At 64.6% G+C, this 25,841-nt stretch carries 21 protein-coding genes; 9 read left to right on the top strand and 12 right to left on the bottom strand.

Features of this window, described 5'->3' with window-relative positions; translation table 11 throughout:
* Window positions 1-69: 69 nt before the first annotated feature.
* From ACVWYP_RS24050 to ACVWYP_RS24040, 3 genes are all read right to left on the bottom strand, one after another.
* Entirely contained in the window at window positions 70-1,389 is a 1,320-nt protein-coding gene (locus tag ACVWYP_RS24050) for a homoserine dehydrogenase (RefSeq protein ID WP_304500118.1), read from the bottom strand.
* Window positions 1,390-1,427: 38 nt separating this feature from the next.
* Window positions 1,428-2,648, bottom strand: coding sequence for an LL-diaminopimelate aminotransferase (locus ACVWYP_RS24045; protein ID WP_283061657.1), 1,221 nt, complete (start codon window positions 2,646-2,648; stop codon window positions 1,428-1,430).
* Window positions 2,649-2,864: 216 nt separating this feature from the next.
* Window positions 2,865-3,140 carry a hypothetical protein gene (locus ACVWYP_RS24040; RefSeq protein WP_016842954.1) on the bottom strand — a complete coding sequence of 92 codons (276 nt, stop codon included), beginning with the start codon at window positions 3,138-3,140 and terminating at the stop codon, window positions 2,865-2,867.
* Between the two features lie 291 nt (window positions 3,141-3,431).
* Here ACVWYP_RS24040 and ACVWYP_RS24035 point away from each other — a divergent pair, with 291 nt between their 5' ends.
* Together ACVWYP_RS24035 and ACVWYP_RS24030 are read left to right on the top strand one after the other, a co-directional pair.
* A complete protein-coding gene (locus tag ACVWYP_RS24035; protein ID WP_304500117.1) occupies window positions 3,432-5,240 on the top strand; it encodes a PHA/PHB synthase family protein in 1,809 nt (602 codons plus the stop codon).
* Window positions 5,241-5,313: 73 nt separating this feature from the next.
* Window positions 5,314-5,712 (top strand): MAPEG family protein, encoded by a 399-nt coding sequence (locus ACVWYP_RS24030; RefSeq protein ID WP_304500116.1) that lies wholly within the window; start codon window positions 5,314-5,316, stop codon window positions 5,710-5,712.
* Window positions 5,713-5,758: 46 nt separating this feature from the next.
* On the opposite strand, the gene ACVWYP_RS24025 is transcribed toward ACVWYP_RS24030, so the two are convergent.
* The 7 genes from ACVWYP_RS24025 to ACVWYP_RS23995 form a co-directional block, all read right to left on the bottom strand.
* Complete coding sequence (locus ACVWYP_RS24025) at window positions 5,759-6,355, bottom strand: class I SAM-dependent methyltransferase (protein WP_304500114.1); 597 nt, start codon at window positions 6,353-6,355, stop codon at window positions 5,759-5,761.
* A 14-nt stretch (window positions 6,356-6,369) separates the two neighbouring features.
* On the bottom strand, window positions 6,370-7,350 hold the full coding sequence (argC, locus tag ACVWYP_RS24020; protein WP_304500113.1) for an N-acetyl-gamma-glutamyl-phosphate reductase: 981 nt from the start codon (window positions 7,348-7,350) through the stop codon (window positions 6,370-6,372).
* A gap of 120 nt (window positions 7,351-7,470) precedes the next feature.
* Window positions 7,471-8,517: an N-acetyl-gamma-glutamyl-phosphate reductase gene (gene argC / locus ACVWYP_RS24015; RefSeq protein ID WP_304500112.1), complete on the bottom strand. Its 1,047-nt coding sequence runs from the start codon at window positions 8,515-8,517 to the stop codon at window positions 7,471-7,473.
* Window positions 8,514-9,188, bottom strand: a complete 675-nt coding sequence (locus tag ACVWYP_RS24010) for an FMN-binding negative transcriptional regulator (RefSeq protein ID WP_304500111.1) — start codon at window positions 9,186-9,188, stop codon at window positions 8,514-8,516. The genes argC (ACVWYP_RS24015) and ACVWYP_RS24010 overlap by 4 nt, the downstream gene beginning before the upstream one ends.
* 341 nt (window positions 9,189-9,529) lie before the next feature.
* Window positions 9,530-10,519: an MBL fold metallo-hydrolase gene (locus tag ACVWYP_RS24005; protein ID WP_304500110.1), complete on the bottom strand. Its 990-nt coding sequence runs from the start codon at window positions 10,517-10,519 to the stop codon at window positions 9,530-9,532.
* 217 nt (window positions 10,520-10,736) lie between these two features.
* Window positions 10,737-13,388, bottom strand: a complete 2,652-nt coding sequence (locus tag ACVWYP_RS24000; RefSeq protein ID WP_304500109.1) for a DUF3857 domain-containing protein — start codon at window positions 13,386-13,388, stop codon at window positions 10,737-10,739.
* Window positions 13,389-13,529: 141 nt separating this feature from the next.
* The gene (locus ACVWYP_RS23995) at window positions 13,530-14,060 is read right to left on the bottom strand and encodes a DedA family protein (protein ID WP_028332199.1); all 531 of its coding nucleotides are present in this window, start codon (window positions 14,058-14,060) and stop codon (window positions 13,530-13,532) included.
* A 189-nt stretch (window positions 14,061-14,249) separates the two neighbouring features.
* On the opposite strand from ACVWYP_RS23995, the gene ACVWYP_RS23990 reads away from it, so the two are divergent.
* The 4 genes from ACVWYP_RS23990 (at window position 14,250) to ACVWYP_RS23975 (ending at window position 18,791) form a co-directional block, all read left to right on the top strand.
* Window positions 14,250-14,618 carry a hypothetical protein gene (locus ACVWYP_RS23990; protein ID WP_028342133.1) on the top strand — a complete coding sequence of 123 codons (369 nt, stop codon included), beginning with the start codon at window positions 14,250-14,252 and terminating at the stop codon, window positions 14,616-14,618.
* 126 nt (window positions 14,619-14,744) lie between these two features.
* Window positions 14,745-16,805, top strand: coding sequence for a DNA topoisomerase IV subunit B (parE, locus tag ACVWYP_RS23985; RefSeq protein ID WP_028342134.1), 2,061 nt, complete (start codon window positions 14,745-14,747; stop codon window positions 16,803-16,805).
* A 227-nt stretch (window positions 16,806-17,032) separates the two neighbouring features.
* The gene (locus ACVWYP_RS23980; protein ID WP_028342135.1) at window positions 17,033-17,824 is read left to right on the top strand and encodes an outer membrane protein; all 792 of its coding nucleotides are present in this window, start codon (window positions 17,033-17,035) and stop codon (window positions 17,822-17,824) included.
* A gap of 196 nt (window positions 17,825-18,020) precedes the next feature.
* Window positions 18,021-18,791: an SDR family NAD(P)-dependent oxidoreductase gene (locus ACVWYP_RS23975; protein ID WP_304500108.1), complete on the top strand. Its 771-nt coding sequence runs from the start codon at window positions 18,021-18,023 to the stop codon at window positions 18,789-18,791.
* A 36-nt stretch (window positions 18,792-18,827) separates the two neighbouring features.
* On the opposite strand, the gene ACVWYP_RS23970 is transcribed toward ACVWYP_RS23975, so the two are convergent.
* Together ACVWYP_RS23970 and ACVWYP_RS23965 are read right to left on the bottom strand one after the other, a co-directional pair.
* The gene (locus ACVWYP_RS23970) at window positions 18,828-20,072 is read right to left on the bottom strand and encodes an FAD-dependent oxidoreductase (RefSeq protein WP_304500107.1); all 1,245 of its coding nucleotides are present in this window, start codon (window positions 20,070-20,072) and stop codon (window positions 18,828-18,830) included.
* Between the two features lie 72 nt (window positions 20,073-20,144).
* Complete coding sequence (locus ACVWYP_RS23965; protein WP_304500106.1) at window positions 20,145-21,641, bottom strand: caspase family protein; 1,497 nt, start codon at window positions 21,639-21,641, stop codon at window positions 20,145-20,147.
* Between the two features lie 229 nt (window positions 21,642-21,870).
* On the opposite strand from ACVWYP_RS23965, the gene ACVWYP_RS23960 reads away from it, so the two are divergent.
* The 3 genes from ACVWYP_RS23960 to ACVWYP_RS23950 all read left to right on the top strand — a co-directional run bounded on the left by ACVWYP_RS23960 (window position 21,871) and on the right by ACVWYP_RS23950 (window position 25,556).
* Window positions 21,871-22,824, top strand: a complete 954-nt coding sequence (locus tag ACVWYP_RS23960; protein WP_304500105.1) for a helix-turn-helix transcriptional regulator — start codon at window positions 21,871-21,873, stop codon at window positions 22,822-22,824.
* 226 nt (window positions 22,825-23,050) lie between these two features.
* Entirely contained in the window at window positions 23,051-23,767 is a 717-nt protein-coding gene (locus ACVWYP_RS23955; protein ID WP_304500104.1) for a helix-turn-helix transcriptional regulator, read from the top strand.
* A gap of 253 nt (window positions 23,768-24,020) precedes the next feature.
* Window positions 24,021-25,556 (top strand): DEAD/DEAH box helicase, encoded by a 1,536-nt coding sequence (locus ACVWYP_RS23950; protein ID WP_304500103.1) that lies wholly within the window; start codon window positions 24,021-24,023, stop codon window positions 25,554-25,556.
* Window positions 25,557-25,841: the final 285 nt, after the last annotated feature.

Below are 25,841 nucleotides of genomic sequence, written 5' to 3'. Positions count from 1 at the left end.
CTTAAGCCTCGGGGACAGGCCAGCCTGCCCGCATCAATCGTCTCACGCCCGACCCGTTCAGGCCATGCGCTAGTTTTTCTCGATCCGGATCACCTGCGGCCGGCCGCTGATGACCTTATCGCGCTGCACTGCGGCCAGCGCACGATGCACGGCATCCTCGCTGGTCGCATAGGTAATCAGAATGACCGGGACCGGTGAAGGTTTTTTGGCCGCACCGTTCACATCGACGCCATCGGGGTGCCGTTGCACGATGGATTCCAGAGATATCTTCTGTTCCGCCAGGCGGGTGGCGATTGTTGCGGCAGTGCCTGCAAGATCGCGCGCCATCAGGCGGATATAATAACCACCCTCATGGCGTTCCATCGGCGCCTTGGAGGTGTCGCGCAACCGCTCGACCGGGCGGCCGAACGGCTTGGCGCGGATGCCGCGGGCCACATCGGCGATGTCGGCGACCACGGCCGAAGCCGTCGCGCCGCCGCCGGCACCGGGTCCCACCAGCGTAATCGGCGGAATCCCCTCGCCGTCGATCGCGACCGCATTGGTGACGCCCATCACCTGCGCAATCGAGGATGATTTCGGCACCATGGTCGGGTGCACGCGCTGCTCAATGCCCTTTGCCGTGCGCACCGCGACACCGAGCAGCTTGACGCGGTAACCGAGTTCCGCGGCGGCCTTGAGGTCTTCCGGCGTGATCGAGGAGATGCCTTCGACATAGACCGCGCTTTCCGCGACCTTGGTTCCGAAAGCGAGGCTCGCCAGGATTGCGAGCTTCTGCGCGGTGTCGTGACCATCGACGTCGAACGACGGGTTGGCTTCGGCATAGCCGAGACGCTGGGCGTCCTTCAGGCACTCCTCGAACGACAGGCCCTCCTGCTCCATCCGGGTCAGGATGTAATTGCAGGTGCCGTTGAGGATGCCATAGACGCGGTTGACGCTGGTGCCGGCGAGGCCCTCGCGCAGCGTCTTGATGACCGGGATCGCCGCACCGACCGCCGCCTCGAAATTCAGCGCGCCGCCGTGCTTCTCGGCGGCCGCGGCGAGACGCAGTCCATGCTTGGCGATCAGCGCCTTGTTGGCGGTGACGACCGACTTGCCGGCCTTCAGCGCGGTCTCGATCGCGGACAGCGCGGGATCGCCGGCGCCGCCCATCAATTCGACGAAGCAGTCGATATTGGGATCTTCGGCGAGCGCCTCGGGGCTCTTCGCCCAGGCGATGCCGCGCAGGTCGAGGCCGCGCTTCTTGGCTTTCGAGCGCGCCGTGACCGCGACGACGCGAACGCCGCGGCCGCTGCGCTCGGCCAGCGCCCGTCCTTGCGTTTCGATGAGGCGGACGACATCGGCACCGACGGTGCCGAGCCCCGCTATGCCCACGTTCAGGGGTGCGACCATGGATTTAAGGGACCTGGAGATTAAGCGACCTGGAAGGATTAGCGTCGGTTGGCGAGAGGAACGACGTTGTGCAACGTTTCGATGCCGCTTTCAAGGAAGCGGCGCACGCCGCGCGCGGCCTGCCGGATGCGCTGCTCGTTCTCCACCATCGCGATGCGGACATAGCCCTCGCCATGCTCGCCGAACGCCACGCCGGGCGACACCACGACGCCGGATTTCTCCACCATCAGGGTCGCGAACTGCATGCTGCCGACCGCCTCGAACGCCTTGGGCAGCGGCGCCCAGGCAAACATCGAGGCCTGCGGCGGCGGAATGTCCCAGCCGGCGCGGCCAAATGACTCGACCAGCGCATCGCGGCGCTTGCGGTAGGTGTCGCGCATCTCGCGGATGCAGTCGTCGGGACCGTTCAGCGCCGCGGTCGCCGCCACCTGGACCGGCGTGAACGCACCGTAATCGAGATAGGATTTGACGCGCGCCAGCGCCGCGATGATCCGCTCATTGCCGACCGCAAAGCCCATGCGCCAGCCGGCCATCGAGAACGTCTTCGACATCGAGGTGAACTCGACGGTGACGTCGATCGCGCCGGGCACCTGCAGCACCGATGGCGGCGGATTGCTCTCGTCGAAATAAACTTCGGCGTAGGCGAGATCGGACAGGATGAAGATGTCGTGCTTCTTCGCGAACGCGACGAGGTCCTTGTAGAAGTCGAGGTCCGCGACATAGGCGGTCGGGTTCGACGGATAGCAGACGATCAGCGCGATCGGCTTCGGGATCGAATGGATGATCGCCCGCTCGACCGCCTCGAAGAACTGCGGCGTCGGCTCCGAGGGCACCGAGCGGATCACGCCGCCCGCCATCAGGAAGCCGAACGCATGGATCGGGTAGCTCGGATTGGGGCACAGCACGACGTCGCCGGGCGCCGTGATCGCCTGTGCGACGTTGGCAAACCCCTCCTTCGAGCCGAGCGTCGCAACCACCTGGGTGTCGGGGTTGAGCTTGACGCCAAAGCGGCGCGCATAATAGGCGGCCTGGGCCTTGCGCAGGCCGTTGATGCCGCGCGAAGCCGAGTAGCGGTCGGTCCGCGGCTTGCCCAGCGTCTCCTTGAGCTTCTCGATCACATGCGGCGGGGTCGGCAGGTCCGGGTTCCCCATGCCCATGTCGATGATGTCGGCCCCGGCGTTGCGCGCGGCCGCCTTGGCCTGGTTGACCTTCTCAAAGACGTAAGGCGGCAGACGGCGAATGCGGTAAAAATCTTCCATGGGACCCTTGCTCCGACAACCGCGATGCCAGAATCGACCCCCTTGGTCCAGTTTGCGGAAGCCGGCTCGGCCTCTGACAGAAATCGCACTGAATCAATGACTTAGAGCGAATTCAGGCGCACGATCTGGGGGCTGCGGCCGGATCTGCGGTTGAACTGGGTTTCTTTTAGCACGGACACCGGGCGGCGCCAGCGCTGATCGGCCGTTTGTCGGGCGCTACTTGCCGCTTTGGGCGGCCGTCGAGGCCTGGCGCGCGCGCGCGGCAATCAGCTCCTGTTCGATCTTGGCCTGGTCCGCCGGCTTGATCGTCGGATCGGCGCGGTCGGGCGGAAGATCATGGACCGGCAGGTAGCCGCCGGCGTCCTTCTCCCGCGCCGGCGCATCGGCCGGCATTGTCATATCGGCGATCGTGCTCGAGCACCCGCTCAGCGCCACCAATGACGCGAGCAGCACTGCGGCCGCGAGCCCCCTGTTCATTCGATCGATCGGCATGCGCCGAATTGTCCCCAACAAGCTAGCGCGCACGTCGCACGTTGCCGACACGGGTCGCACTGGTACGAGCCTTGCAGCGTCCCCGCTGCGTTAATTCCGACTTTAGCGTTTCAAACCATTGTCGCCCGAAACGCTTAAAGCGGGAACACCAAAAGCGATCCCTGAGGCTTCAATATGACGGAACAAAGATTTTTTCTCGCACCGCAACAGAGCGAAATGCTGGATTTTGACTGATTTGCGTTGCCGCACCGCGCGATGACGCCCTCCAAACGACGCGATATTGTACCTCAGATGAGCAACGTTAGCACCGACACCCAGACCACCCCGAAATTCAACGCCGAAGCCTTCGCCATGAACATCGCGCGGGCCATGGAGAGCAGCGGCCAGGCGCTGGCAGCCTATCTCAAGCCGCGCCAGTCGGGAGAAGTCCGCGACAAGCCGCCGAATGAGCTCGGTGAGGTGATCAAGACCTTCAGCGTGATCGCCGAATACTGGCTGTCCGACAAGGAGCGCGCCTCGTCGCTGCAGATGCAGCTCGGCAAGGACTATCTCGATCTCTGGGGCTCGGCGGTGCGTCGCATGGCCGGCGAGGCCGATGCCAGGCCGGCGATCGCCCCGGCCCCGCGCGACAAGCGCTTCCAGGACCCGGAATGGAAGTCGAACCAGTTCTTCGATTTCATCCTGCAACTCTATCTGCTGACCTCGAAATGGGCGCAGCAGCTGGTCCAAGACGCCGACGGGATCGATCCGCACACGCGCAAGAAGGCCGAATTCTACGTCCAGCAGATCACCAACGCGCTGGCGCCGTCGAACTTCGTGCTGACCAATCCGGAGGTGCTGCGCGCCACCGTCGAAACCAATGGCGACAATCTGGTGCGCGGCATGAAGATGCTGGCCGAGGATATCGAGGCCGGCCACGGCACGCTGCGGATCCGCCAGTCCGACTCGAGCAATCTCGAAGTCGGCGTCAACATGGCGACGACGCCGGGCAAGGTGATCTTCCAGAACGAGCTGATGCAGCTGATCCAGTATTCGCCGGCGACCGAGAACGTGCTGCGCACGCCGCTGCTGATCGTGCCGCCCTGGATCAACAAGTTCTACATCCTCGATCTGCGCCCCGAGAAATCCTACATCAAATGGTGCGTCGACCAGGGCATCACGGTGTTCGTGATCTCCTGGGTCAATCCGGACAAGGAGCTCGGCAAGAAGACCTGGGCCGACTACATGACCGAAGGCCCGCTGACGGCGATGGACGTCATCGAGAAGGTCACCGGCGAGATGAAGGTGCACACCGCCGGCTATTGCGTCGGCGGCACCCTGCTCGCCTCGACGCTCGCCTATCTCGCCGAGAAGCGCCGCCAGCGTGTGACGTCGGCGACGTTCTTTGCCGCGCAGGTCGACTTCACCCATGCCGGCGATCTCCTGGTGTTCGTCGACGAGGACCAGATCTCGGCGCTCGAACGCGACATGCAGGAATCCGGCGTGCTCGAGGGCAGCAAGATGGCGATGGCCTTCAACATGCTGCGCTCGAACGACCTGATCTGGTCGTATGTCGTGAACAACTATCTGAAGGGCCAGACGCCCTCCTCGTTCGACCTGCTGCACTGGAATTCGGATGCGACGCGGATGCCGTCGTCGAACCACTCCTACTACCTGCGCAACTGCTATCTGGAGAACCGGCTGTCGACCGGCACCATGGTGCTGGACAACACGCTGCTCGATCTGTCGAAGGTGAAGGTGCCGGTCTACAACCTCGCCGCCCGCGAGGATCACATCGCGCCGGCGGAATCGGTGCTCTACGGTTCGCAGTTCTTCGGCGGCCCGGTGAGATATGTGCTGTCCGGCTCCGGCCATATCGCCGGCGTGGTCAATCCGCCCGCGTCGAACAAGTACCAGTACTGGACCAACGACAACATCAAGGACATCAAGCTCGCCGACTGGCTGAAGGCCGCCGAGGAGCACAAGGGCTCGTGGTGGCCCGACTGGCGCGGCTGGCTGGAAAGCCATGATCCGGAGACGGTCCCGGCGCGCATGGTCGGCTCCAACGGCACGCAGGTGCTCGAGGACGCCCCGGGCAGCTATGTCCGCGTCCGCGCGTAGCGCCAAGTCTTCCGCTCAGCTATAAACAGACGGTCCCGACGGTCGGGAATCGAATTCACGTGAGGGGGAGACGATGACGCGCGAACTGTTCTGGCTGTCGCTGACGGTGATCCTGACCGGGCTGCTGTGGATTCCCTACATCATCAACCGCTGCCAGGTGCGCGGCCTCTCCGGCGCCCTGGGCAACCCCTCGCGCAACGACAAGCCGCACGCGGAATGGGCCAACCGGCTGATGTTCGCCCATGACAACGCGGTCGAGAACCTCGTGATCTTCGCGCCGCTGGTGTTGATCCTCAACGCGGCCGACTATTCCACCAAATGGACGGTGCTCGCCTGCGCCGTCTATTTCTGGGCCCGCCTCGCCCACCTGATCGTGTACACGCTCGGCCTGCCGGTGTTCCGCACCCTGGCCTTCACAGTCGGCTTCCTCGCCCAGGCGGTGCTGGCGCTCGCGATCTTCAAGGTCCTCTGATCCAAATATTCCCGCCGGTTGCGGCGACAGCCGCGCCGGCGCGGCATCAACTAGCCGCAGCCTTGCGGACCACGATATGCAGCATCGTCGCGGGCGCCTCGTCAAAGCTCTTGATCTCGCTGGTGTCGGACGAGACTTGCGTCCACGCCCCTGACGAGGCGTAGGTCGCGGCGAGCCAGTCCGCCGCGGGATAATTGTAGTAACGGCCGATGCTGTCGCGGCCATCGCCATGGCCGATCTTGTAGCTCGCGTAGAAAACGCCACCGGGTTTCAGCGCCCGATGGATGCGGCCGATGATGCCGGCCAATTCGTCGCGCGGCACGTGCAGCAGGCAGGCGCTGGCCCAGACGCCGTCATAGGCTTCGCGGTCCTCGAGCTCATCGAACAGCATCGCCTCGACGGGATGTTTGATGCGGCGCGCCGCGACCTCGGCCATCTCGGGCGACCCGTCGGTCGCACGCAGCACAAAGCCTTCGGCGAGCATGACCGCGGCATGATTGCCCGCGCCGCAGCCGAGTTCGAGAATCGCGCCGCCCGGCGGCAGCAGCTTCAGAAAGCCGATCAGCCGGGTGGACGGGGCTTTCGCCCACCCGGCATAGGCCTCGGCATTGCGCCGATAGAATTGCAGCGTGGCGTCGTCCACGATCCGCTTCGCCGTCAGCTGTCGGCCAGCCCGAGCATCAGCCGCATGTTCTGGACCGCGGCACCCGAGGCGCCCTTGCCCAGATTGTCGAGCCGCGCGACCAGCACCGCCTGGTGGTGCTTGTCGCTGGCGAAGACATAGAGCTCGAGCTGGTTGGTCTCGTTGAGCGCCTCCGGCTCGAGCCGCCCGCCCTTGGCGGCCTCGTTCTGCAGCGGCATCACCGAGACATATTTGCTGCCGGCGTACCACTTCGCCAGAACCGCCTGCAGATCGGCACCATCAGGCTTGCCCGGCAGCGCGTCGAGTTGCAGCGGCACCGAGACCAGCATGCCCTGCCGGTAGTTGCCGACCGACGGGATGAAGATCGGCCGCCGCGTCAGATGCGAGTAGAGCTGCATCTCCGGGACGTGCTTGTGCTCGAAGCCGAGGCCGTAGAGCTCGAAGGCCGGCGCCGAGCCGTCCTCGAAGCTGGCGATCATCGACTTGCCGCCGCCCGAATAGCCGCTCACCGCGTTGACGGTGACCGGATAATCCGCCGGCAGCAGGCCGGCATCGACGATCGGCCGCAGCAGCGCGATCGCGCCGGTCGGATAGCAGCCGGGATTGGAGACCTTCTGCGCGTGACGGATCTTGTCGGCCTGGTCGGGCGCGAGCTCGGGGAAACCATAGGCCCAGTCGGGCGCAACGCGATAGGCCGTCGAGGCGTCGAGTACCTTTGGCGCGGCATTGCCCATCGTGTCGATCAGCGCCACGGTCTCCTTGGCAGCCTCGTCAGGCAGGCAGAGGATCACGAGATCCACCTCCTCCATCAGCGCGCGCTTGGCACCGGCGTCCTTCCGCTTGTCCTCGGCGATGTGCTTCACCGCGACGTCGCCGATCGAGAGCAGCCGCTCCTGGATACCGAGGCCGGTCGTGCCGGACGCGCCATCGACGAACACGGTGGCCTTGGTCGCACCGCTTTTGGTTTTCGGTTGGTTGGTGTCGGTGAGGGTCATGGCACGTTCCTTTCGAGCTCGTTCGTTTCGTTTAGCACATCTGGCCGCGCTTGCGCCGCCAACGGGGATGGGCAGTTATCCTTAGATTGAGCGCCCCTCGCCAGCGACAACAACCCCCGCTCATGGAAACAGCGCGATCTGCTCCAGTCCGGTGGTTTCGGGCAAGCCGAACATCAGGTTCATGTTCTGGATCGCCTGTCCGGCCGAACCCTTCACAAGATTATCGAGCGTCGAGAGCACGATGGCTCGGTTCTTGATCCGGTCGGCGACGACGCCGATCTGAACATAATTCGAACCACGCACGTTCTGCGTCTGTGGCAGCACACCCTTCTTCGTCACATATACGAACGGCTCGTTGGCGTAGGCCCTTTCCAGCTCGGCGCGCAAATCGTCCGGCGTAGCCCCGTTGAGCTTGACATAGGATGTGCAGAACTCACCCCGCGCCATCGGAATGAGATGCGGGGTGAAGTTCACCGTCACAGCCGAGCCAGCGGCCGCGCCAATCTCCTGCTCAATCTCCGCCGAGTGTCGATGGCTTCCGATCGAATAGGGCGACAACCCTTCGCCGGCCTCGCTGAACAGCGTGTTCTGCTTCAGTCCGCGTCCGGCGCCGGTGACGCCCGACTTTGCGTCGATGATGATGTCGTCGACGTCAATCAGCTTTGCCTTCGCCAGCGGAACAAGCGCCAGCAGCACCGCCGTCGGATAGCAGCCGGGACAGGCTACCAGCCGCGCGGCCCTAACCTCCTCCCGGTAGAGTTCGGTCAGCCCATAGACCGCCTCGTCCTGCAATTCGAGCGCCCGGTGCTCATGGCCGTACCATTGCGCATAGCTGTCTTTGTTGCGCAGCCGGAAATCCGCGGACATATCGAGGATCTTGATTCTGGGATTGGCTTTCAGCACCGCGGCGATGATCTCTTGCGTCGTCCCGTGCGGCAGTCCGCAGAACACGGCATCGAGCCGCGTCCAGTCGACCTTTTCCCATTCCACGAGTTTTGGCAGGTCGAGCATGAAGAAGTGAGGAAACACCTCGCTCATCGTCTTGCCGGCATGGGTGTTAGCGGTAAGCGCGGTGATTTCGGCATTCGGGTGCCGCGCCAACAGGCGCACCGCATCGGCGCCGGTGTAGCCGGACGCGCCCAAAATTCCGATTTTCTTCTTCGTCATTGCTCGCTCCTCGGAAGCGTAGTCATCTCGGTCTGTATCATCGCGAAAGCCTGCGGGCGCACCTCGCGCATCAAGGCCGCGATGTCCCGGGCACCGGCTTCGGCCTGCAAAGCGAGCGTGTTGCCGACCGCTGCGAAATCGGTTTCAGACTTGTGCTGGTTCAGCTTGAAGCTGCCCTCCACCTCTTCCACCATCATCTCGAGGCCCACGATGGCCTTCTTCATGGTTTCCAGCCTCGCGGCGGTCATCTTGCCCGACACCCACGGCTTTTTCGGCAGCAGCCGGTCCTCGAACTTGGCGCTCAGTGCGTCGATCTGAACGGCAAGTTCGTCATCCGACAACGTCCGCACCGGCCCGGTCAGATGCACCGCCTGATAGAGCCAGGTCGGCACCTGATCGGGTGACACGTACCAGTCCGGCGAAACATAGGCGTCGGCGCCGGTAACGGCCAGCAGCCAGGACGTGCCACCCGCCAGCTTTATCAGCCGATTGTGACGGGCAACATGAAACAGCGCCCGCGGCGTGCCGTCGGCGGCGTAAGTCAAGTAGAACGGCAGCGCGGAGGCGATCGGCTTGCCGCCGTCCCACGCGCAGGCGATGCCGAAACCGCGCGCTTCCGCGAAGGCAAGGCTCGCGGCGCGGTCAGGCTTGAAGGGCGGTGGCGTATACATGACTGATGCTCCTGCATGACGAAGGAGCCGCCAGATCGAACCGCGTGTCTTTTTCAGGAGAGCGCCGCGGGATCAGGTCCGGCGGCAGAGGCGATGGTCTTAAACGCGAGCGACCGCCCATACCGCGATAATGCGGCGGCGGCGGGCAATGATGATGGTCGCGGCGTTGATCATGGGCGCGGCTATAAGGCCGCGCCCGCTTGACGTCAAGATGTTGCTTGTCATTCCGGGGCGCGCGCCCTGCGCGCGAACCTCAGATGCGCAATTGCGCATCGGGGAATCCAGAGATTGCGGCGCGAGATTCCGGGTTCGATGCTACGCATCGCCCCGGAATGACGAACCTAGATCGCCGGATTCCACGGTGCCGGCACGACGCGATAGCCGCCGCCGTCCTTCACCACATGGCCGAGGCCCGGGAACGGATAGTGGAAGCCCTGCACCTGGAGCCGCTCGGCAACCACCATGTCGTAGATGCGACGGCGGGTCTTCTCCGCCACGTCGCCGTCCTGGTCGAAGAACGCATGCCAGCCGGGGTTGGTCGCGAACAGGTTCGGATTGTTGGTGACGTCGGACTGGATGAAGACCTTGTCCGAGCCGGAGGCCAGCACGTAGGAGGTATGACCCGGCGTGTGGCCGACGGTCTCAACCGAGGTCAGGCCCGGCGCGATCTCCTTGCCCCACTCGTAGGGCGTGACCTTCTTCTTCAGGCCGGCCTCGAAGATATTGCGGTTGTTCTTGAACAGGCCCTGCATGCGGCCGGCCGGCGCCCGGCTCATCTCGCCGTCGTCCATCCAGAACTTCCACTCGGTCGCCGGCACCAGCACCTCGGCATTCGGGAATGCCGGCGTGCCTTCGGCGGTCAAGAGGCCGTTCACGTGGTCGCCGTGGAAGTGCGAGATCACGACCATGTCGACATTCTTGGGATCGAAGCCAGCGGCGACGAAATTGTCGGCGAACAGGCCATTGGCGCCCTTCGTGCTGGCCTTCGCCAGCGCGCCATTGCCGGTGTCGATCACCACCAGCTTGCCGCCGGTGTTGAGCACCAGCGGCGCGAACCAGATCGTCATCTGATCGCGCGGCATGAACGCCTTCTCCAGCGCCGCATTCACATCGTCGCGTTTCGCGTTCGGGATGAATGAATCTTCCAGCTTGAAGACATTCTTGCCGTCGGACACCACGGTGACGAGGATGTCGCCGACCTTGTAGCGATAGAAGCTCGGCGCCTGCTTGTCGGCGAGCGGCGCCACAGCGGCCGCAGGAACGGCTGATAGCAACGGTGCGGCGGCGATGCCGGCAGCGCCGGCAAGAGCATGACGTCGTGTCAATTCCATGTGTTGTCCTCCCAGTGAAGCGGCGCCCAATAAATTCGCAGTTGGTAGGCGAGGATGTATCAGCCTTTCGATGCCCGCGCGATGACGGTTGCGCGACTTGGCCATCGTCCGGGCTAACCCCTGCGCCGCGGCCTTATTCCGAGGCCGACGGCCGGCAACGGCTCTCGCGGCGATGGGTCGGATGCGCTGGCGCACGGTCGTCGGGCAGATCAGGAGCTCAAAGACCACCGAAGAGTTGGCGCAGGTGGCCCAAAATTCCGCCGCCTCCCAGCAATCCCTCGAGGCGCGTGCGGGCGAGCGCATTACCGCGATCGGACGCCCTGCTGTACCACTTGGCGGCTTCCTGGATGTCCTTCGGAACACCCGTGCCGCTCTCATAGGCATATCCCAGATTGTACTGGGCCTCACTGTCGTTCTGATCGGCGGCAACCCGAAGCAGCGCGATGCCCCGGGACAGGTCGAGCGGCAAGCCGTGGCCCTTGATGTAAAGCAATGCGAGATTCCCCTGCGCCCAAGCCGAGCCCTGATCGGCAGCCTTCGAAAACCAGGTCGCAGCTTGCTGATAGTCCTGGGCGAGACCGGCGCCATCCCGATAGAGGCGCGCGAGGTGGGTCTGACCGAAGACATCGCCCTGTTCGGCTGCCTTGGCGTACCATTGGGCTGCGACCTTCTCGTCACGCGCGGTGCCAAGCCCGTACTCAAATGCGTAGCCTAGCTTCCCCTGGCTGTAGGAATCGCCCTGCTCGGCGGCCATCAGAAACCAACGGATCGCTTCGGCGTAGTTGCGCTCGACGCTGTAGCCGCTTTCGTACATGTACCCCACATAGGATTGAGCTTTGGCGTTGCCATGCTCGGCATGCGGTCGGAGCAGAGCCATCGCGCGCGCGTAGTTTTGCGCCTGATACGCGTTCACGCCATCGGTAAACTCGGCGCTGATTTCCGTAACGAGCGGCACCGGTTTCGGCGTCAATCCGATCGGCCCGTATTTGAACTCCGCGAACTTGTCCAAGCCAGCCTTGATCGCCGCAGCAAATTCCGCCGGACAGACCGCAGCGTCGACGGTGAACCGCACCAACGCGCTGGAGCGAATCGTGCGGCCGTTTAGCGTGGCGGTCGCGTTGACCTCGATGCGCCCCGTCGCGGCGCCGTATGCCGTGCTGCCGCTGAAACTCTTGCTATAGATGACCGGCGCTGGCTTTTCGTAGAAGTTGGTTCCCTCAGGTACGGTGAGCGAACTGGTCTCCCGATATTCCAGCGAGCGGCACGGAAAGGCCCGGTCGGTTGGCCCGCTGGTGGCGAGCAGCAGCAGCGAGGGGCGCGGGTCAGTCAGGGGCAGCATCCTGATCCGCTCGAGATGATTGAGGCCGACGGGCTTGGTGATCTGGAAGTTCGCGGTTATCGCATAGCTGCCGGACAGGTCGCGCGGATTCGGGAAGCTGTAGTCGCCCGTACCGCTCAGCCCCGCCTGCTCGATCAGCTTCCTGGCGCCGTTCTGACGGTCCCCCGCGTCAAGGCCGAGTGCGACGGATCGTCCAACACTTGCTCCCAGTCCATTGCCGGACAACACCGAGCGCGCCTGACGTGTACCATCGCTGTGCAGCGTGTATTCCGTATCCGCAGCCAACACGAAGCGCTGCGGTGCCGTCACCGGGATACGGCCGATCGTCCCCTTGTCGATGTTGAGCGCGGGTTTGCCGCCGAGGTTCGGCGGCAGGGAATCGAACGCCACCAGCGACGAGGTCGGGTCGAGATAGCGGTCGATTGCCGGAACATAGACAATCGCGTGGTCGAAATTCTGCGTCGCGACCTGCGTCAGCGTGTACTGCAGGCCGGCATTCACCACGACAAGGTTGGCTTCGATCCCCTGAACCGCGAGCAACGCCTTGAGGATCGTCGCATGCGCCTTGCAGTCACCGTAGCGCGCCGCGAGGACTGCGGATGCGGGTTGCGACGTCAAACCACCATCCTCGAGCCCGATCTCAACGTACCGGATATTCCGCGCGACCCAGTTGTGAATTCGTTCAACTTTGCTTCGGGCGTCCGAGGCGTCGCCGACGATCTCGGCAGAGAGCTTTTCCAAACTCTCGTCAGGCTGCGCCATCGGCGCGTTACGGGCGTTCAACACCGCCGCAAAAGTTGCATAGTCCGCGAAGGTGCTGACCTCGAACCGCCGGGCATCGTCGAATGTCCCCGCGTCCATCTCGCGCGGCCTCGGCGTTTCTTGCCTGAAGAGAACATGATGGACGATCCGGTCGCCTCGCCTCTCCTCTTCATGTTCGACATTGCGCAACCCGACATGCAACGGCTTCGACGCGGGCGCATCGAGCGTGAGCTCCATTACCTCGCGAGGTTGATCCGCCATCTGACTCCAGTAGCCCGCAAATTCGCCGGGAAACACGGCTCTCTTCGCCTTGTAGATCAACCGCCCCTTGACCTTGTCGCCGGGAGCGACGTCCGGATAAGCAACCAACCGCTGCCGCTGCTCGTCAAAATAGGGAGAAGAGCCATCCGTCGAGTCCGGCTGGTCTCGGATTGCGCGTTCGTCGACCGCAATGACCCGGCCGTCGGCTTTCAACGTAGCGAGCTCGCTGGATGACAAGTCGTAGAAATAGCTGTTGTAGCGGAAGATTCGTCGAGCGAGCGCCTCGGCCCCCTTCTCATCGAGCGCTTGGGCTTCGAAATCGAAGATAGTCGTGCTCAGGCCCTGCTCGTCGAAAGTAATCGCATAGCGGCTGATCGTCCGCCGCCAGCCCGGATCGATCCAGACCCGGTGCGGGTCCGCAGTCGTTGAAGCCGATGTATCGGCTGCAGCGAAGCTCAACGGCGTCAGTAGCAACAAAGCGAAAAGGAGACAGATGCGCGCGATCATGGTGATGCAAGCCCGACGACGACCGAAACGTCGGCTGTTGAGCTAGCACCGCGAGATTACCGTCGCCTCGCCGGGATAGAAAAAGTTTTAGGTTTCTCTTTTCGCGTGTGGGCACCCGTCCGATGTCGCCGACTGTCGGCGCTACACCACCCGCCACACCCACTCGATGGCATGCGCAATGACGTCGCCGAACAACAGCAGTGCCGCCGACCAGACCAGCGCGGAGACGAAATTAGCGATCTGGAATTGCCAGTACGACATCTCGAAAATGCCGGCCGCAAGCGGCACCGAGGCGCGCAGTGGTCCGAAGAAGCGGCCGATGAAGATGCTGGGCACGCCCCAGCTCTTCACGAAGGCCTCGCCGCGCGGCAGGATCTCCGGGTAGCGCGACAGCGGCCACATCTGCGCGACCTGCTCCTTGTAGCGATAGCCGAACCAGTAGGAGACCCAGTCGCCGAGTGCGGCGCCGACCCCGCCCGCGATCCAGATCGGCCAGAAGCTGATCCCGCTGACGCCGATCAGGGCGCCGATCGCGACCAGCGCGCCCCAGGCCGGAACCAGCAATGAAATGAAGGCGAGCGATTCAGCGAACGCCAGCAGCATGACGATCGGAGCGGCCCAGGCCTGGTGATGGCGCACGAATTCGGCCAGGGCCCGCGCAAGGTCTTCCATCTCGTCGTGTGCCTTCCCGCTCCGTTGAACCTCGAATGAACCTTTCTAGCGGCACGCAGCCTAAGAACAGGTAAGCCAGCCGATTGCGTGACATCAAGTCACAAAGGCGGGGATCGAGCGTGATTTCCCGTAAGGCCCCTGAGGTCCGGGCTGGCAGGCATCTCCCTCACAAGAAAAAGGAAATACCGGATGATCGGATCGCTGATGATGTGCGTGAGCGTTCTCGTCCTGCTGTTCGGAATGCTCGCGGGCATCGCCATGGGTATCCAGCACGACTTCACGTTGGGACCGGCGCATGCGCATCTCAATCTGGTCGGCGGCGTGCTGCTGTTCCTGTTCGGCCTCTACTACCGGCTGGTGCCGGAAGCGGGCAGCATGCCACTCGCCAAGATCCAGGGCTGGCTGCATATCGTCGGCGGCGTCCTGTTCCCGGCCGGCGTTGCCGCCGTGCTGATGAAGGGACCGTCGTTCGAGGTGGCGCCGATTGTCGGGTCGCTGCTGGTGGTCGCCGCCATGGCCCTGTTCACGGTCGTTGTGTTCCGTACCTCGAAGGCGTAATCGCGGTCTCCTATCTATGGGGATGGCCGGGCTCCAGGGCGCGGCCGTCCCCATAGGCAGCCCATCCGTGGCATAGTCAGAGCAACCGATTCGCCGCGCCGTGACCGGCGCGCCACTTGAAGAACCATGGCCAAATCATTGAAATCGAACGCCAAAAGCAAATCTGCCGACGATCTGTTCGAAGCCCCGGAGCCGAAGGGACGCGCCCCGGCGAAGGCTGCTTCGCGATCCGCTGGAGGCGCGGAAGCCGGCTATACGGCGGCTGACATCGAGGTGCTGGAGGGTCTGGAACCGGTCCGCCGGCGCCCCGGCATGTATATCGGCGGCACCGACGAGAAGGCCCTGCACCACCTGTTCGCCGAGGTGATCGACAACTGCATGGATGAGGCGCTGGCGGGCCATGCCACCTTCATCGACGTGGAGCTGACCGCCGACGGCTTCCTGACCGTGACCGACAATGGCCGCGGCATTCCGGTCGACCCGCATCCGAAATTCCCGAAGAAGTCGGCGCTCGAAGTCATCATGTGCACGCTGCACTCGGGCGGCAAGTTCGACTCCAAGGTCTATGAGACCTCGGGCGGCCTGCACGGCGTCGGCGTCTCCGTGGTCAACGCCCTCTCCTCGCGACTTGAGGTCGAGGTTGCGCGCAGCGGGCAGTTGCACCGCATGACCTTCGAGCGCGGCCATCCCAAGGGCAAGCTCGAAGACCTCGGCAAGGTCAACAACCGCCGCGGCACGCGCATCCGCTTCAAGCCGGACACCGACATCTTCGGCGCCAAGGCGGCGTTCAAGCCGCAACGCCTGTTCAAGATGACGCGCTCGAAGGCCTATCTGTTCGGCGGCGTCGAGATTCGCTGGCACTGCGACCAGGAACTGTTGAAGGGCGTCGAAGACGTCCCGGCGGAAGCCAAATTCCACTTCCCCGGCGGGCTGAAGGATTATCTGGCCGCTGCGATCCACGCCGACACCCTGGTGCATCAGGATATCTTCTCCGGCAAATCCGGCCGCAGCGGCGCGCATGGCGCCTGCGAATGGGCGGTGGCCTGGACGGCCGATGCCGACGGCTTCCTGTCGTCCTACACCAACACGGTGCCGACACCCGACGGCGGTACGCATGAATCCGGCCTGCGCAGCGCTTTGCTGCGCGGCCTCAAGGACCATGCCGAACGCGCGGGCCAGGGCAAGCGTGCGGCCTCCATCACCTCGGAAGACGTGATGGTGGGCGCGGCCGTGATGCTCTCGGTGTTCGTGCGCGAGCCTGAATTCCAGGGCCAAACGAAAGACCGCCTCGCCACAGCCGAAGCGCAGCGCATCGTCGAACAGGCGATGAAGGACCCGTTCGACCACTGGCTGTCAGGCAATCCCAACCAGGCCAACCGGCTGCTCGATTTCGTGATCGATCGCGCCGAGGAGCGGCTGCGCCGCCGCCAGGAAAAGGAAACCGCGCGCAAGACCGCCGGCAAGAAGCTGCGCCTGCCCGGCAAGCTCGCCGATTGCTCCGATGCCGGTACCGAAGGCTCGGAACTGTTCATCGTCGAAGGCGACTCGGCCGGCGGCAGCGCCAAGCAGGCGCGCGACCGCAAGACGCAGGCCGTGTTGCCACTGCGCGGCAAGATCCTCAACGTCGCCTCTGCCGGCAAGGACAAGCTGACGGCCAACGCACAGCTCTCCGACCTCGTGCAGGCGATCGGCTGCGGCACGCTCGCGCATTACCGCGAAGAGGATCTGCGCTACCAGCGCATCATCATCATGACCGACGCCGACGTCGACGGCGCGCATATCGCATCGCTCCTGATCACCTTCTTCTACCGGCAGATGCCGCGGCTGATCGACGAGGGCCACCTCTATCTGGCGGTTCCGCCGCTCTACAAGCTGAAGCACGGCACCAAGTCGATCTACGCCCGCGACGACGCGCACAAGGATGAGCTGCTGAAGAGCGAATTCAATGCCAATGCCAAGGTCGAGGTGAATCGCTTCAAAGGCCTCGGCGAGATGATGCCGGCGCAGCTGAAGGAGACCACGATGGATCCGGCCAAGCGCACACTGCTCCGCGTGGTGCTGCTGGCCGACGATCGCGAGGGCACCGCCGACTCGGTCGAACGGCTGATGGGAACCAAGGCCGAAGCCCGCTTTGCCTTCATCTCCGACAAGGCCGAATTCGCCAGCGACGACCTGCTCGACGTCTAGGTCCAACCCATTGATCTGAATTGAGTTTCCGGCCGCCTTCAGATTGGGGGCGGCCATTGCCGTTTGCCTGTTCGGAGAGCCCCAGCGGCTTCGTTTTCGGCCGGTTGTGTCCCACCAGCAACAGCATTTCCGGTGGAACCACGTATAGTCCGAGCATGAGTTTCGGGAATCGGTGCCAGCGCACTCCCCTGAGCGACCTGATCGAACGCTAAGTCGAGGATTTGGATATGAAGAAGATTTTGCTCGCTCTGACCGCGGTTGCTGCGATGACGGCCTCGGCGTCGGCTGCCGACCTGGCCGCCCGCCCCTACACCAAGGCTCCTGCCCCGCTCCCGGTCGCTCCGAGCTGGACCGGCTTCTACATCTTCGGCGGTGGCGGCGGCGGCGTCTGGGACGCTGACACCGGCGTTCAGTCGACCGCCACGGGCGCTCCGATCCTCGGCTTCAACCAGCGCCAGGGCGGCGATGGCTGGTTCGGCACCGTCGGCGCCGGTTACGACTGGCAGACCGCCAACAGCTGGGTCATCGGCGTGTTCGCCGACGGTCAGTTCGGCAGCCTGAAGGGCACGATCCAGGATCAGGGTCCGTTCGTCGCCGGCAACATCAAGAACGACTACAGCTGGGCCGCTGGTGCGCGCCTCGGCTATCTGATCGCCCCGAACGTTCTGTCCTACGTCAACGCCGGTTACTCCAGCTCGCACTGGAAGGGCACCACGCTGTTCAACACCGCGTCCGCTCTTCCCTCGGGCCTGCACACCAACGGCTTCGATCGCAGCGGCTGGTTCGTCGGCGGCGGCGTCGAGAACAACCTGAACATCTTCGGCATCACCGCGCCGGGCTGGTTCATGAAGACCGAGTACCGCGCCGCTTACTACGACAACAAGAACATCTCCGAGCTGGCCGACGGCACCAACATCTCGAACGGCCGCGACATCACCTTCAAGCCGTTCGTGCAGACCATCAGCACCTCGCTGGTCTACCGCTTCAACTGGACCGGTCCGGTTGTTGCCAAGTACTGAGCTGCGTACTGATCGCTGCTGAGATAGCAGACCAAAAGCCCCGGCATCGTCCGGGGCTTTTTTGTTGCCCGAACGTCCCGGGATCGCGCCACGCGCACGCCCGCCGGCGCAGGGCGGACCGGCCGTGGCTGGTCTGGTCAGTGCCGTGACGATCGGGCACTCTCGCGCCCGGTTCAAACCTCAGCGGACAACAACAATGAAAAACGGACAGTTTGATCTCTCGGGCCGGGTCGCCATCGTCACCGGCGGCAATGGCGGCATCGGGCTGGGCATGGCGCGCGGCCTGGCGGACGCCGGCGCGGCGGTTGCCGTGGTCGGCCGCAACGAGGCGAAGTCGAAGGCCGCCGTCGAGGATCTCGGCAAGCGCGGCGCCAAGGCGATCGCGGTGGCAACCGACGTGACCGACAAGGCCGCCGTCGCGGCCATGGTCGAACGGGTCGTTCGCGAGCTCGGCCGGATCGACATTCTCGTCAACAACGCCGGCATGAGCATCCGCAAGCCTCCGCACGAGCTCGAGCTGGAGGAATGGAGCAAGGTGATCGACACCAACCTCACCAGCGCATTCCTGTGCTCGAAGGCGGCCTATCCGGCGCTCAAGGCGTCGGGCCACGGCAAGATCATCAATATCGGCTCGATGATGTCGATCTTCGGTGCGAGCTTCGCCGCGGCCTATGCCGCGAGCAAGGGCGGCATCGTGCAGTACACCCGCGCCTGCGCCAACGCCTGGGCTCCCGACAACATCCAGGTCAACGCCATCCTGCCGGGCTGGATCGATACCGACCTGACCAAAGGCGCGCGCCAGCAGGTGGCGGGGCTGCACGAGCGTGTACTTGCGCGCACGCCGGCGGCACGCTGGGGCGCGATCGACGACTTCGCGGGCATCGCCGTGTTCCTGGCGTCGCCGGCGTCGGACTTCGTCACCGGCACCGCGATCCCCGTCGACGGCGGCTATTCGGTGATGGCCTGAAAACACGAGCTCTCTTCCGATCGCGCGACGCGCGTTTCAGCCCACGGCCGGCGAATGCACGTGCTCCGGCCGCACCCCGATGGCGACCAGACGTGCGGTGAGACCCTGCAGCCAGGGCATTGCCGTGATCAACCGCAGCGCCAACGGCACCGGTTGATCGCCGGCCTTCAGCGCCGCGCTGATGATGTTGTTCTGCGCAATCACCTGCATGCGCTGCGTCACGCGCACCGGGAATTCGCGGCGACGCCGCACCACATCGAGTTCGTTTTCCGACGGCACGCCGTGAACGAGCTTCGCCGCCAGGATGTTGGCGGTCGCGACCGCATCCTGCACCGCGAGGTTGACGCCGACGCCGCCGATCGGCGACATCGCATGCGCGGCGTCGCCGATGCAGAGCAGACCGGGACGGGTCCAGCGCGTCAGGCGATTGATCGCAACCGTGAGCAGCTTGACGTCGTCAAAGCTCTTCACGTCGGCAATGCCGGCCTTGAGGATCGGTGCCAGCCGCAGCACGTCGTCGAGCAGCGCCGGCAATCCCCTCGCCTTCACGGCCTCGTATTGGCCCTTGGCGATCACATAGGCGCATTGCCAGTAGTCGCCGCGATCGAACGTCACCATCATCTTGCCGCGCTCGACGCGGGCGAACAGATTCTCGGTTTCGTCCGGACGCCGCCCGACACGAAACCACAAGACGTCCATCGGCGCGCCGATCTCCTCGACGTCGAGGCCGGCGCGCTCGCGCACGATCGAATGACGTCCGTCGCAGCCGATGGTGAGATCCGCTTCGATCTCAACCGGGCCATCGGGCGTGTTTGCAAGCACGCCCGCGACAGCGTCGCCGCGCCGGATCAGATCGGTCGCCTCGGCCTTCATCAGCACCTTCAGCGAAGGGAAGCGCCTGCCGCTCTCGCGCAGGAAACTGAGGAAGTCCCACTGCGGCATCATCGCGATGAAGGGGTATTTGACGCTGAGGCGACGGAGGTCGGCGATCCGCACCGAGGTGCCGCCGAACATGCCGTCGAGCGTCTGAATGTCCTGATGCGGCAGCTTCAGGAAGCCGTCGATCAGGCCGAGTTCGTCCATCACCTGTAGGGTCGACGGATGCACGGTGTCGCCGCGGAAATCGCGGAAGAAGTCGGCGTGCTTCTCCAGCACCACGACATCGACCCCGGCGCGTCCGAGCAGATAGCCAAGCATCATGCCGGCCGGCCCGCCGCCGACCACACAGCAGCGGACCCTGATCTGACGCGTGTTCGGCCCTGCCGGATTGCCTGCATCCATGATGCCGTCCTCTCCGCTGCCTCGCCCTTCAGGACCCGATTGTAACGCGGATCTGGCGGCAAGGATGCAAGGCTAACGCCTGAAGGTCTTGATTTCCGACACGCTGCCGTCGCGATAGGTCAGCTCGACCGAGACCGCCTTGGTCTGCGGCGCCAGCTTCAGATAGGGCTGCGCGTCGGACGGGATCGCGCTGGGATCGCGCGAATAGCAGGGTGGCATCTTCAGGACCTTGTCCGGCACCGCGGTGTCGATGCCGATGCGCACCTCGCGGATCGCGCAGCGATACGACATCAGGTGCGTATAGTAGACCAGCAGCCCGTTGAACTCGCGGAATGACAGCCAGCTGGTCGCGGTCATGTCGAGAATCTTGCGCTGGTCGCGGATCAACGCGGCGTCGGGATCGAACTTGATCGGGAACGGCCCCTGCATCATGCCTTGGGTATCGACATAGCGAATCTCGATCGTGGCTGCCGGCGCATCGGCCGGCAGCTCGACCGACGGATTGGGCATCCGCTTGCGCGTGCGCGGATCGAGCGTGTCGATGAAGCCGGTTTCGCGGAAATCGCCGCTGTCGCCGATCCGCCAGGAAATCCCGAGCGTCGGATCGGCGATCGAGAACACCACGGTCCAGCCGCCATTGTGCCGCGAGAAGCTCGCGATCGGCGCGTTGATCGAATCCTCCTTCGGCAGCTTCGGCACCGCGACCGGCGGCAGCGCGGCCACCTGCTGCGGCGGCGCGGACGGCTTGGCCGCCTCGGCCTGCCCCTTGGCGATCCCGTTCAGGAAGACGTCGTCGACCATCTGGTCGAAATAGACCGGGATCTGCTTGTGCTTCACGGTCTCGGCCATCTCGCTGACCAGGCGCCGCGTGCGCTGCGCGACCTGCACGAGATTCTCGCCGGGCTGCAGCAGCTCCTTGGCGAAGGTCCGCGTGAACACCGAATTGGGATTGGCGTCGTCGCTCGAAAGACGGTCGAGCGCGGTCTGGCGCGGCCCCGCCGAAAACACCGAGAACACGCCCTCCGGCAGCTGCGTCATCGGCGCGAGGCCACCGCCGCCGGCGACCGCGCGCGTGCCGGCGCGCTCGAACGGATTGTTGCGGCAGGCGTCGAACACCAGGATCGAGGTCCGGGCCTTCTTGTTCTGCAAGCGCTCGACGATGCGGTCGGCGAGAACCGAGGCGTCGCGCACCAATTCCTCCTGCCCTTCGGTGGCGGCCGGGACGTCGGTCGGCAGCAGGAAATTCTGGCCGGCGATCTCGAAGCCGTGGCCGGCATAGAAGAAGAACGCGGTATCGCCGGGTTCCACGGCGCGGTCGAACGCGAGCAGCGTCTCGGAGAACGCCTGCCGGTTGAGGTTCTCGGCCACCATGACGCTGAAGCCGAGCTGCTTCAGCGTGTCGCCCATGGTGCGGGCGTCGTTGACCGCCTTCTGCAGCCTGGGCACGTTCCTGTAGTCATTGTTGCCGATCACCAGCGCAACGCGCTTTTCGGCCTGGGCGGGCGCGGCCGATGCGACAAATGCAACTGCCCAAAGGATCGCCGAAACTCTCGAAAGCCAACTCTTCATCCCGTTTTCCCGCCTGCACGACAGATACGCCGCCCGTACGACCGCCGCCTAATAGTCGGAGCAGCCGTTTGGCCGGTTCAAGGCCGACCGCGGGCGGCCGTTCCGGCCGGCCACGCAGGCCGAAATGAGGGGTCCGATTTGTCTTAGGTCAAGTTTCTTTTTACGGCCCGCGTGATAGATTTGTGGCTCCATCCGGCTCGAGCTCTCCGCACGTCGCAACGGCTTTTCCGTGCACACATGGTCTACTGATCAAGTCGATCCCAAGGATCGCTTCGACTATTGGCGCGAGGTCCGCGCCAAGGGGCTGTTCGGCGTCACCGCCGAGCTGGAAGCCGACCGGCGCCGCGACTTCTTCGGCGAGTTCTCGCTGCGCAAGCTCGGCGATGCCGGGCTGGTCGAGCTGCGCGCCTCGCCGTACCGCGTCGAGCGGCGCACGGGCGACATCGCCGACGCGGCCAGCGACAGCCTGTGCATCTACCAGCAGCTTGGCGGCGGCGGCTGGTTCGGCGGCGCGCGGCTCGATGAATTCGCCGTTCGCGACGGCATGTTCGCGACCAGCTATTCGGACCTGCCCTATCGCACGGTCCCCCTGCACGACGACGGCTTCCACCTGCGCATCATCAAGGTCCCGGTGACGAACATCGTCCCGCCGGGCGCCGAGCTCGGCGAACTCGTCCCCAGGCCCATGCAGGATGAGACCGCGCTGCGGACCCTGCTGGAATCATGCTTCCGCGACCTCATCGAAAGCAACGATGCCGGGGCGGCAGGCACGGCTCCAATGGTGCAGGCGCTGGCCCATATCGCGCTGATCGAGCGCGGTATGATGCGGCCGAAGAGCCGCCTCGCGCAGCAGGCCTTGCGAACCGCCCATTTGTCGCTGGCCCGCCGCCTGATCCGGCGCCATCTGGCGCGTGCGGCGCTGTCGCCAACGCTGATTGCCGGCCTGCTCGGCATCTCGGTCCGTCACCTGCACATCCTGTTCGAGGAGACCGAGATGAGCTTCTCGGAGACCGTCACCACGCTCCGGCTCGAACAAAGCCGCCGCCTGCTCCGCGAGCAGCCGAGGCAAACGATCGCCGAGGTCGCCTTTGCCTGCGGCTTCGAGAGCCTTGCGACGTTCTACCGCCTCTTCAACGCGTCCGAGTCCATGACGCCGGGCGACTACCGCGCGCAAACGGCCTGAGCGCCCGTCCGGACTGGCCGGGACACCGCGCTCGCAATTTGCCGTGGCTCGGCCGCCCCCTTCACCTCCTTGAATTTCACACCGCCGCGCGATCCGACCTTCGCTGAACCGAAGTGATCAGCCTGCGCGCATTGAGAAGATATTTTCCGGCCATTTCGCCAGAACCACTGCGGCGCTTCGTCCGGGTTCGGCACAGCAAATTTCCTTACCGGCGACGCGCGCTCTCATGCAGAGCGAGGGATCAGTCACGATGCGCGGTAAGCACGGGGATCACAGCCAGGAAACGCTAGCTACAGGCGCCACGCGCTTTCCTCTCCATGCCGCGGACCTGCGGGCGGATCAAATCCAGGCATCTGAGCCTGCCCGTCAGGGATCACCGGCGACCAGCAATCGCCGCTGGGCGCCGCTGCTCGAAGCCTGCCTCGCCGACTTCAAGGAAGCGACGGAGGCCGGTGATACCGCGAGCATTCCTGCGCTGGTCAAGATCGTGGCGGACCTTGCGCTGATCGAGCGCGGCGCGATCAGGCCGGGCAGCCGCCGCGCGCAGCAGGCGCTGCGCGTCGGCCGGCTCAGCCTCGCGCGCCGCCTGATCACGCGTCACCTGGCAAAGCCGGCGCTGTCGCCAAGCATGGTCGCCGAGATGCTCGGCGTCTCGGTGCGCTACCTGCACGTTTTGTTCGAAGCGACCGGGACCAGCTTTTCGCAGACGGTCACCGCCCAGCGCCTGTGCGAGAGCCGAAGGCTGCTTTGCCAGAAGCCGCCGCGGCCGATCGCCGACATCGCCCTCACCTGCGGGTTCGGCAGCCTTGCCACCTTCTACCGGATCTTCGGCGCATCCGAAGGCCTGACGCCCGGCGAATTCAGGATGAAAAACAGCGTGGAAGCCCCCGTGGCGGCCTCGCCGTCCGGGGCCGGGGTCGTGATTCATTTGACCGCCAAATGACGAAAAAGACGCTTATTTCAGTCAAAACGTTAAGCTTTTTGGGCTATCCGGCCGGTTCCAAGATTGACTTTACCGGTTTCGCCCCTATGTTGCGAGGCAACGCGGCCCTCGGATCGAAGCGCGATTCGTCAGGTTTGCCGTCCGTCAGCGTTAGTCAGAGCCCCCGAGCTTTATAGAAAAGCGAGCCGTTTCGGGGCCGAACGCGACAGCCTTTTACCTGCGATGCCGAACGGCGGTTTCGACCAGAGGCTCAATGTCTTTTTCCAATCTAGGCCTGTCCGATAAGGTCCTCGCCGCAGTTGCGGCCACCGGTTACACCACCCCCACTCCCATCCAGGAACAGGCAATCCCGCACGTCCTCGCCCGGCGCGACGTCCTCGGCATTGCCCAGACCGGCACCGGCAAGACCGCTGCCTTCGTTCTCCCGATGCTCACTCTGCTCGAGAAGGGCCGCGCCCGGGCACGGATGCCCCGCACCCTGATCCTCGAGCCGACCCGCGAGCTTGCCGCGCAGGTGAAGGAGCAGTTCGACAAATACGGCGCCGGTCAGAAATTGAACGTGGCGCTGCTGATCGGCGGTGTCTCGTTCGGCGACCAGGACTCCAAGCTGATGCGCGGCGTCGACGTCCTGATCGCAACGCCCGGCCGCCTGCTCGACCACACCGAACGCGGCGGATTGCTGCTCACCGGCGTCGAGCTTCTGGTGATCGACGAAGCCGACCGCATGCTCGACATGGGTTTCATTCCCGACATCGAACGCATCTGCAAGCTCGTCCCCTTTACGCGGCAAACCCTGTTCTTCACCGCGACGATGCCCCCGGAGATCAGCCGCATCACCGAGGCCTTCCTGCACAATCCGGCCCGGATCGAAGTTTCCAAACCCGCGACCACCGCCGTCACCGTCACGCAATTGCAGGTCCCGGCCGGTCGCGAAGCGCATGACAAGCGCGAGATCCTCCGCCGCCTGCTGCGCGACGCCAAGGATCTCAACAACGCGATTATCTTCTGCAATCGCAAGCGCGAAGTCGCCGTCCTTCACAAATCACTCCAGAAGCACGGCTTCAGTGTCGGCGCCCTGCATGGCGACATGGATCAATCCGCCCGCACCGCGGCCCTCGATCAATTCCGCAAGGGCGAGATTCCGCTGCTCGTCGCCTCCGACGTCGCCGCTCGCGGCCTCGACATTCCCGCGGTGAGCCACGTCTTCAACTTCGACGTGCCACACCACCCCGACGATTACGTCCACCGCATCGGCCGTACCGGCCGCGCCGGACGGACCGGTACTGCGATCTCCATCGTCACCTCGCTCGATAGCAAATCGATGACTGCGATCGAGAAGCTGATCGGCCAGCCGATCCCGCGCGCCGAGGGCGACTACAGCGTTCACAGCGAGGGCTCCGACGAGGACGCCGCGCCGCGCCGCTCGCGCAGCCGCGAAGGTTCGCGCGACGGCGCCCGTGGCGGCCGCAAGCCGCGACGTGAACGCGAGCCGCGTGACGGTGAGCGCGAGCCGCGTCACGGTGAACGCGAAGCGCGTCACGGTGAACGCGAGCCGCGTCACGGTGAACGCGAAGGGCGTCGCGAGCGGGAGCCCCGCGAGGAGCGCGCAGCGAAGCCGGAGCGTGAACCGCGCCACGGCCGCAATTCTGCTCCGCAGGCCGCTCCGTCGCACGTGCCGTCGATCGGGCGTGCCGAGCCACGGCGGCCGCAGCGCGAGGTGGACCACGAGCCCGCCGATCATTCGCACCTGCCCGCCTTCCTGCTGCGACCCGTGCGCGCACGCGCATAAGGCCTGCTCCGATGCCGCCGCGCCAGCGGCGGTAGTCCAGCCAATCTCTGTTGCCGCCCGCGACCGGTGCACACGTCGATTCCCGGCGTTTGAAGCAAATGCGCGCAGTTTGCGCATCGCAATGCGGGCAAACGGAAAGCGTCCGAAAGTGCCGCTCAAGACGGACAAGCATCGGGCGCGCCGCATGGTCGTCGCAACCGGCTTCCCCGTAGTTCCACTATTTACCTTGCCTTCACTCTCGTCCCGTACCCTCGCCCCAATAGTTTAGTCATTGCTGCCGGGCTT

The sequence above is a fragment of the Bradyrhizobium sp. USDA 3262 genome (assembly GCF_054060035.1).
This window is presented reverse-complemented; position numbering and strand designations above follow the sequence as displayed.

What these genes read in the sequence shown, in the direction of transcription:
- argC (WP_304500113.1), bottom strand. Translation starts at nt 7,350, where the DNA reads ATGACCCTCACCGACACCAACCAACCGAAAACCAAAAGCGGTGCGACC.
- argC (WP_304500112.1), bottom strand. Translation starts at nt 8,517, where the DNA reads ATGACGAAGAAGAAAATCGGAATTTTGGGCGCGTCCGGCTACACCGGC.
- ACVWYP_RS24010 (WP_304500111.1), bottom strand. Translation starts at nt 9,188, where the DNA reads ATGTATACGCCACCGCCCTTCAAGCCTGACCGCGCCGCGAGCCTTGCC.
- ACVWYP_RS23975 (WP_304500108.1), top strand. Translation starts at nt 18,021, where the DNA reads ATGAAAAACGGACAGTTTGATCTCTCGGGCCGGGTCGCCATCGTCACC.
- ACVWYP_RS23970 (WP_304500107.1), bottom strand. Translation starts at nt 20,072, where the DNA reads ATGGATGCAGGCAATCCGGCAGGGCCGAACACGCGTCAGATCAGGGTC.
- ACVWYP_RS24035 (WP_304500117.1), top strand. Translation starts at nt 3,432, where the DNA reads ATGAGCAACGTTAGCACCGACACCCAGACCACCCCGAAATTCAACGCC.
- ACVWYP_RS24005 (WP_304500110.1), bottom strand. Translation starts at nt 10,519, where the DNA reads ATGGAATTGACACGACGTCATGCTCTTGCCGGCGCTGCCGGCATCGCC.
- ACVWYP_RS23990 (WP_028342133.1), top strand. Translation starts at nt 14,250, where the DNA reads ATGATCGGATCGCTGATGATGTGCGTGAGCGTTCTCGTCCTGCTGTTC.
- ACVWYP_RS23980 (WP_028342135.1), top strand. Translation starts at nt 17,033, where the DNA reads ATGAAGAAGATTTTGCTCGCTCTGACCGCGGTTGCTGCGATGACGGCC.
- ACVWYP_RS24045 (WP_283061657.1), bottom strand. Translation starts at nt 2,648, where the DNA reads ATGGAAGATTTTTACCGCATTCGCCGTCTGCCGCCTTACGTCTTTGAG.
- ACVWYP_RS24050 (WP_304500118.1), bottom strand. Translation starts at nt 1,389, where the DNA reads ATGGTCGCACCCCTGAACGTGGGCATAGCGGGGCTCGGCACCGTCGGT.
- ACVWYP_RS23955 (WP_304500104.1), top strand. Translation starts at nt 23,051, where the DNA reads ATGCAGAGCGAGGGATCAGTCACGATGCGCGGTAAGCACGGGGATCAC.
- ACVWYP_RS23950 (WP_304500103.1), top strand. Translation starts at nt 24,021, where the DNA reads ATGTCTTTTTCCAATCTAGGCCTGTCCGATAAGGTCCTCGCCGCAGTT.
- ACVWYP_RS23965 (WP_304500106.1), bottom strand. Translation starts at nt 21,641, where the DNA reads ATGAAGAGTTGGCTTTCGAGAGTTTCGGCGATCCTTTGGGCAGTTGCA.
- ACVWYP_RS23995 (WP_028332199.1), bottom strand. Translation starts at nt 14,060, where the DNA reads ATGGAAGACCTTGCGCGGGCCCTGGCCGAATTCGTGCGCCATCACCAG.
- ACVWYP_RS24040 (WP_016842954.1), bottom strand. Translation starts at nt 3,140, where the DNA reads ATGCCGATCGATCGAATGAACAGGGGGCTCGCGGCCGCAGTGCTGCTC.
- ACVWYP_RS24000 (WP_304500109.1), bottom strand. Translation starts at nt 13,388, where the DNA reads ATGATCGCGCGCATCTGTCTCCTTTTCGCTTTGTTGCTACTGACGCCG.
- parE (WP_028342134.1), top strand. Translation starts at nt 14,745, where the DNA reads ATGGCCAAATCATTGAAATCGAACGCCAAAAGCAAATCTGCCGACGAT.
- ACVWYP_RS24030 (WP_304500116.1), top strand. Translation starts at nt 5,314, where the DNA reads ATGACGCGCGAACTGTTCTGGCTGTCGCTGACGGTGATCCTGACCGGG.